Annotated in this window: 7 protein-coding genes; 3 read left to right on the top strand and 4 right to left on the bottom strand. The window is 62.9% G+C overall.

All coding sequences use genetic code 11. The features are described from left to right. Positions 1-106: 106 nt before the first annotated feature. Together BHE75_RS23555 and BHE75_RS18750 are read right to left on the bottom strand one after the other, a co-directional pair. Positions 107-864 (bottom strand): IS5 family transposase gene (locus BHE75_RS23555; protein ID WP_438830599.1). Its coding sequence is split into 2 segments (ribosomal slippage): positions 107-517 and positions 520-864, totalling 756 coding nucleotides; the frame shifts between segments, so codons are not numbered across the junction. Between the two features lie 336 nt (positions 865-1,200). After that, positions 1,201-1,758, bottom strand: coding sequence for a nitroreductase family protein (locus BHE75_RS18750; protein ID WP_070934788.1), 558 nt, complete (start codon positions 1,756-1,758; stop codon positions 1,201-1,203). Between the two features lie 315 nt (positions 1,759-2,073). Here BHE75_RS18750 and BHE75_RS18745 point away from each other — a divergent pair, with 315 nt between their 5' ends. The 3 genes from BHE75_RS18745 to BHE75_RS18735 all read left to right on the top strand — a co-directional run bounded on the left by BHE75_RS18745 (position 2,074) and on the right by BHE75_RS18735 (position 4,414). Further along, positions 2,074-2,931, top strand: a complete 858-nt coding sequence (locus BHE75_RS18745) for an ABC transporter ATP-binding protein (protein ID WP_206377789.1) — start codon at positions 2,074-2,076, stop codon at positions 2,929-2,931. Further along, complete coding sequence (locus tag BHE75_RS18740; RefSeq protein WP_070934787.1) at positions 2,924-3,715, top strand: ABC transporter permease; 792 nt, start codon at positions 2,924-2,926, stop codon at positions 3,713-3,715. The genes BHE75_RS18745 and BHE75_RS18740 overlap by 8 nt, the downstream gene beginning before the upstream one ends. 135 nt (positions 3,716-3,850) lie before the next feature. Beyond that, a complete protein-coding gene (locus BHE75_RS18735; RefSeq protein ID WP_206377790.1) occupies positions 3,851-4,414 on the top strand; it encodes a flavin reductase family protein in 564 nt (187 codons plus the stop codon). Positions 4,415-4,639: 225 nt separating this feature from the next. Here BHE75_RS18735 and BHE75_RS18730 read toward each other — a convergent pair whose 3' ends face one another. Beyond that, a complete protein-coding gene (locus BHE75_RS18730; RefSeq protein ID WP_206377791.1) occupies positions 4,640-5,641 on the bottom strand; it encodes a zinc-dependent alcohol dehydrogenase family protein in 1,002 nt (333 codons plus the stop codon). 179 nt (positions 5,642-5,820) lie between these two features. Further along, positions 5,821-6,324 carry a DUF305 domain-containing protein gene (locus BHE75_RS18725; protein ID WP_235955000.1) on the bottom strand — a complete coding sequence of 168 codons (504 nt, stop codon included), beginning with the start codon at positions 6,322-6,324 and terminating at the stop codon, positions 5,821-5,823. Positions 6,325-6,526 lie beyond the last annotated feature (202 nt).

Raw genomic sequence — 6,526 nt, 5'->3', positions numbered from 1 at the left:
CTCAACACCACCGCATCCGCCTGCCGCCCTGCCATCGCTCATCTCCCCAAATGAATCCGGGTCAATGATACGGATTACAGTTCCGGGTGACTAGGGTCCGGACTCATTACAGCCACCAGATGACGGCTGCGGCGAGGGCGACGGCGCCCATGAAGTTTTTGACGTTGCGATCGAAGCGGGTGGCGATGCGGCGCCAGTCCTTGAGCCGGCAGAACATGCGTTCGATGATGTTGCGCTGCCGGTAGATGGCTTTGTCGTAGTCGTACTGGACCTTGCGGTTCTTGCGCGGCGGGATGACCGCCTGGGTGCCGCGCTCTTCGAGCCATTCGCGCAGGTCCTTGCTGTCGTAGCCTTTGTCGGCGACCAGCTCGGCCGATGGCGGCAGCGCCTCGATACACGCTTTTGCCACCTTGCAATCATGCACGTTGCCCGGGGTCAGGAGCAGGACGAGCGGACGTCCCTTGCCATCGCAGACGGCGTGAAGCTTGGTGTTGCGGCCGCCTTTGGTGCGGGCGATACCATGAGCCAAGGCCCCCCTTTTGCGCCGCCGGCGCAGCGATGGACCTTGATGCAGGAGCTGTCGATGAACAGTCGATCCGGTGCATCCCCCTCGCCGGCCAGCGCGCTGAAGATGCCATCCCAGATGCCGCGCTCCGACCAACGAACGAAACGGTTGTAGAGCGTCTTCTTGGGGCCATAGATCTCCTGCGGGCAATCGGCCCAACGCCCGCCGCTCCGCAGGGCATGGACGATCCCGCTCAATACCCGGCGATCGTCAACACGCCTCATGCCACGCACGTCGTTCGGCAACAGCGGCTCGATCCGCGCCCACTGCGCATCAGAAAACCAAAAGAAATCAGCCATCTCATCGCCTCCCCGCCGGAGGCAATTAATCACAATCCCGTCGGCAGGGGAATCCCGTTAATGGGTCCGGACCCTAGGGTCCAGCCACCGCCATTCCTCCCCAGACCCAATCCGGGTCCCCTGTTTTCACGGGCATTTTTCACGGCAAGGGGAAGGAGACAAACCTCGACCATCTGTGCTGTCACTCTGTCGCGTCATTCCACGCGGCAAACGGCCCGGCGACGCCATGGTCATTTGGCATCATCCAGAATTCACACGAAGTGGATAAGCAAATCCTCCCCCCAAGGTACTAGGCGCAGCTTCCTTGCGGCGGTTCGCCCGTCGGAAGGCGGGCGTTCAATCGATCCACCGCGACTGCGGTGGTTGGCGGGGGACGAGGCCGGCGGGCGCGGCGGGATGGCCGATGATTATCGGGGCAACCGGCACGAAATCGTCAGGAACGCCCAGCGCATGCTTGCCGTCCGCAGTCTCGAGCCACCGTTGGGCAAAGCCGATCCAGCAGGATCCCAGGCCCTGTCCGTGCGCCGCCAGCATCAGATTCTCGGCCGCCAGGGTGGCATTTTCGATCGCCCATGCTCCGGCGCGTGCCGAGATAGTGATGAGGACCGGCGCATGATAAAAGATGTGGAAATCCGGACTTCCGAGAGTCTCGTGGAGATGTTCCGGAAAGGATCCGCTCGGCATCGTCTCAATCATATGGGCTTTGGCCGCCGCAGAAATCCGATCGAGCAGCGATGTGTTCTGGATAATGGTGAAGTCCCACGGCTGTTCGTTGACGGCGCTCGGGGCCTGGATGGCAGCATCGATCACGTTCTCCAGCAGGTCTTTCGAGACAGGAGCCGCTGTGTAGGCGCGTGTCGCGCGGCGTCCGTAGATCGCTTCGGTCAGGTCCATGTGATGCACTCCGCAATAGATTGAAATCTTGGTTCGTCCGATGCCGCGGGCGCGGGTCGGCAATCGTGCGCCGCGGCCTTTTGGCCGGTCCAGAGTCGATCGGAAATGCGGAAGCTCCAATCCGTATAAGAACGGAGTGTCCAAGGCGCCCGAGGGACTAGACTGGCTGTAAGATTCTCCCTTTTTGAGCGGCTGCCGGATGGATGTGATCGATATGGCTGTGAGGCTGACAGCGAGGAATAGGGCACTCTACCGTGGCATTTCGGGACCGCCACATGCGCCGGAACAGCATCTTGCCTCCGCGCGAGATGTGGCGTGACGGAGCTGAATACAGCGATCGATCAGGCTGCGTCGCCTGGTATCCCGGCTGGGAACGCCGGTCTGGTCATTCAAACCTCTGAACTGTCCAAATCCTTCGACGGCCGGGTGGTGGTGGACCGGGTGGATCTGCAAATCCACAGTAGGGAGATTTTCGGACTTATCGGTCCCAACGGTGCGGGCAAGTCGACGCTGATCAAGATGCTGACGACCTTGCTACCGCCGTCGGCTGGCAATGCCCGGGTCGCCGGCTATGATCTGGCCCGGGAACCAAGGGCAGTGCGCAGCCACATCGGCTACGTACCCCAGCTACTATCGGCCGACGGCGCCCTGACCGGCTACGAGAATCTTCTTCTCTCGGCGCGGCTGTATCTCATTCCTCGGGCTCAGCGTTCACAGCGGATCAGGGAAGCCCTCGAACGGACGGAGCTGACCGATGCCGCCGGTCGGCTGGCGCAGCATTATTCCGGCGGCATGCTGCGCCGGCTGGAGATCGCCCAGAGCACGATGCATCGGCCGGCGCTGCTCATCATGGACGAGCCCACGGTCGGTCTCGACCCGGTGGCCCGCAACACGGTGTGGGCCCATGTCCGCAATCTCCGCGACCGCTATGGGACGACGATCCTGCTGACGACGCACGTCATGGAGGAAGCCGACGCCCTGTGCGACCGCGTCGGCATCCTGCACCATGGGCGGCTAGAGCACGTGGGAACGCCGGCCGAGCTGAAGGCCGGGATCGGCCCGGACGCCACGCTCGACGATGTCTTTGCCCGGATCGCGGGCGGCGACGAGCAGACGGGCGGCAACATGCATGACGTTCTCCAGACGCGCCGGAGCGCGGCCGAGCATGGCTGACATCCTCGTCCGGATCGGCAACTATGCCACGGAAGTCCATGCGGTGGCTGACGCCGAAGTGCGGAAGCTCCGGCATGATCCGACCGAACTGCTCACCCGCGCCATCCAGCCGGCTATCTGGCTCCTATTGTTCGGCGAGGTGATGGCGCAGGTCCGCGGGCTGGCCAGCGGCAATGGCCGGTATCTCGATTTCCTGGCGCCCGGCATTCTTGCCCAGAGCGTGCTGTTTGCGGCGATCTTCTATGGCATCGCAGTGATCTGGGAGCGCGACCTTGGCGTCCTTCATCGCTATATGGTCAGTCCGGCGCCCCGCAGCGCCCTCGTCCTCGGCAAGGCGATTTCCTCAGCCGTGCGGGGGCTGTCACAGGCGATCATCGTCTATGTGCTTGCACTTGCGCTCGGCATCGCGATCGATCTCCATGTCCTGCACCTGCTCGGCGTCGCCGCCCTGATCATCCTCGGCTCGGGCCTGTTCTCGACATTTTCGCTGATCATCGCCTGCATCGTGCGGACTCGCGAGCGATTCATGGGGATCGGGCAGGTGTTGACCATGCCGATCTTCTTCGCCAGCAACGCCATCTATCCGATCGAGATCATGCCGGGATGGCTCAGGGCGATCTCGCTGGCCAATCCGCTCACCTATGAGGTCGATGCCCTGCGCGCACTCATGCTGACGGGCGAGGCGAGCAAGTTTGGGGTGGGCACCGATTGCATCGTGCTCGTCGCGATCTCCAGCCTTCTCGTCCTTATCGCTACGCGCATGTATCCTCGCATGACGATGTAGTGGCCGCACGCTCAAGAGCGCGTCGTCCCGGGGTTGGCACCCGGCCATGGGAGGCGCTGGTGATTTGGACAGAACGCCGGGCCGTTGTGCGACACCGCGCAGCATCGGCAAGACGGCAACGAGGGAACAACGGCAATGCCTGCAATCGCCGCCAACAATCGCGAACCAATGCGGCCATTCCCGTTGCCGGAGGTTTACCAGCTGCTCGAGCCCGGGCCGGTTGTCCTGCTGACGACGGCGCATCAAGGCCGAAGCAATGTGATGACCATGTCATGGCATATGATGGTCGAGTTCACGCCGCCGTTGCTGGCCTGTATCGTCAGCAGTGCCGACTTCAGCTTCACAGCACTGCGCGCGACAAGGGAGTGCGTGATCGCCGTCCCGGCCCTGGATCTTGCGCCCAAGGTCGTGGAGATCGGCAACTGCTCCGGCCGCGACATCGACAAGTTCGCCGCGATCGGACTGACGCAGCTTCCCGCTGCGCTGGTGGCGCCGCCACTGGTAGCGGAATGCTTCGCCAATCTGGAATGCAGGGTCGACGAGACACGCCTGGTCAACAAATATAATCTGTTCATTCTGGAGATCGTTGCAGCCTGGAGCAATCCGGCCCAGAATGATCCGCAGACGATCCACCATCGCGGCTACGGCAGGTTCGTTGTGGATGGTGAGACGATCGTGCTGCCGTCGAGGATGCCCTGATCGTCCACCTGGGAGCAGAGGTGAAGGATTTGGGGTCAATAACGTATGGCGCATCATCCGCGTGCGGGGGATTCTCCCAATGTCGAGAGGGGCTAAATGCCTGCACACAATTAGGAATCCTGGCGCATCGCCCATGAGGAATGCCCGCGCGGAGTAGGCGGGTTCAATCTCTTGCATCCACTTTGGTCCACCGTCGTTCACCCGCGGGAGCGTCTCGCGCGCGGCCTATGTTTCCGGATCGGGACAGATCACCGCAGCACCGGTCAATCGACCCTCGCGCAGCCGTCGCAATGCCTCGTTCGCGCGCTCCAGTGGAAAAGATTCGGTCACGGTCCTGATCCCCGCCCTTTCCACCATCTCGAAAAAGGAAGTGCCATCCTCGCGCGTCAGATTGGCGACGGAGAGGATCGCGCGCTCCCCCCACAAATCGGCGTAGGGGAAAGCAGGGATGTCACTCATGTGAATGCCCGCGCAGACAACGCGGCCGCCCTTGCGCACGACCTTTAGCGCGGCCGGCACCAGCGCTCCTACCGGCGCAAAGATCAGTGCGGCGTCGAGTGGAACGGGAGGGGCCGCCTCGGACGACCCGGCCCAGATGCAGCCGAGCGACCGCGCGAACGCCTGTCCGTCCTCATCGCCGGCCTTGGTGAAGGCATAGACCTCGCGCCCCTGCCATGTCGCGACCTGGGCGAGGATGTGCGCAGCCGCGCCAAAACCGCACAGCCCGATCCTCTGCCCGTCGCCGGCGAGACGCAGCGCGCGCCAGCCGATCAGACCGGCGCACAATAGCGGCGCGGCCTCCACGTCAGTGAAGCGATCCGGCAGCGGGAAGCAATAGCGTGCGTCCGCGACGACATGGCTGGCATAGCCCCCATCGCGAGTACAGCCGGTAAACTCCGGCTGATCGCAGAGATTCTCGTGACCGCTCCTGCAAAAGCTACAGACGCCGCAGGTGTGGCCGAGCCAGGGGACACCGACACGTTGGCCGATCGCGAAACCTGCCGTTCTCGCGCCCATAGCAATCACGCGTCCGACAATCTCGTGGCCCGGGACGATCGGATAATGGGCCGGGATTTCCCCGTCGAGCACATGGAGGTCGGTGCGGCAGACGCCACAGGCCACCACCTTGATCAGGAGCTGCGCCGGACCGGCAACGGGCAGCGGCCGCGTGACCATGCGCAACGGCTTGCCGGGTCCGTCGAGTTGCATGGCATGCATTTGGCCCATGTCACGATCCTATCGTTGGCGTTGCCGTCAATTCTCGCACGACTCGTCGGACATCGCGCTAGGTAGACTTACGCAAGCGGCCCCCCGCCAGCACCATTGTAAGCGCAAGACCAAACGCTTCGGTTTCAGAGTGGACTGCTCCCTTGGATGAACCTCGTTGGCTTACTCGCCTCAAGGCATCATTGGGCAGTCTTGCCATTCTGGCGCAGCCACGCTTGCAGGGCATCGATCTCACGGTTCTGGTCCGTAATGGATTGCGTAGCCATCCGGCTCACGGCGCCCTCAGGCTTGCCGGCGAGGACTAGCCGCGACATCTCCACCGCACCGCGATGATGTTCGATCATCTTGCGGACATAGGTTTCCGTCGCGTCGGCGCCGATCGCATGCATCATTGCCATGTGCATCTTCATCTCGACATGCGGGAAAGGATTGGCAGCGGTCGGTTCCATCATCGGCATCTGACCCATGCCCTGCATGCCACCGCCCATGCCGCCCATCGAACCGCCTGCCGCGGTGCCATCGTCATGTTCGCTGTGGGTGCCCGGTGGGGGAGCCGGTTGCGTTGGAGCGGGCTGCACCTGACCGTGGTCATGGTCCATAGCGGGCATCGGCCCGGTCTGGGCGGACGATGGAGAACTGGCCAAAGTGAGGGCCATACAGGCTGCGAGGGTGACTGCCTTCATTGTTCTGCTCCTGTGAAGTCGTTCCAGGCCATACGCAGGCGGAGCATTTGCCCCTCCAATCTCCGCGATTTTATTTCAGGAGCGACTTGGAGCAGTCGTTGAAGACGCGCTGCGTGGTTATGTGCCGCCGGACGTGGTCGCCAAAATAGGTCGACTGGTTCGGCTCGGACCGACCCTAGCTCCGCCCTCCGGTGGTGCTGCG

This window comes from Edaphosphingomonas haloaromaticamans (assembly GCF_001853345.1).
GTDB lineage: Bacteria > Pseudomonadota > Alphaproteobacteria > Sphingomonadales > Sphingomonadaceae > Sphingomonas_E > Sphingomonas_E fennica.
Note: the sequence above shows the minus strand (reverse complement) of the source record. Positions and strands in the feature narration are given on the sequence as shown.

What these genes read in the sequence shown, in the direction of transcription:
- BHE75_RS18750 (WP_070934788.1), bottom strand. Translation starts at nt 1,758, where the DNA reads ATGGACCTGACCGAAGCGATCTACGGACGCCGCGCGACACGCGCCTAC.
- BHE75_RS18740 (WP_070934787.1), top strand. Translation starts at nt 2,924, where the DNA reads ATGGCTGACATCCTCGTCCGGATCGGCAACTATGCCACGGAAGTCCAT.
- BHE75_RS18735 (WP_206377790.1), top strand. Translation starts at nt 3,851, where the DNA reads ATGCCTGCAATCGCCGCCAACAATCGCGAACCAATGCGGCCATTCCCG.
- BHE75_RS18730 (WP_206377791.1), bottom strand. Translation starts at nt 5,641, where the DNA reads ATGGGCCAAATGCATGCCATGCAACTCGACGGACCCGGCAAGCCGTTG.
- BHE75_RS18725 (WP_235955000.1), bottom strand. Translation starts at nt 6,324, where the DNA reads ATGAAGGCAGTCACCCTCGCAGCCTGTATGGCCCTCACTTTGGCCAGT.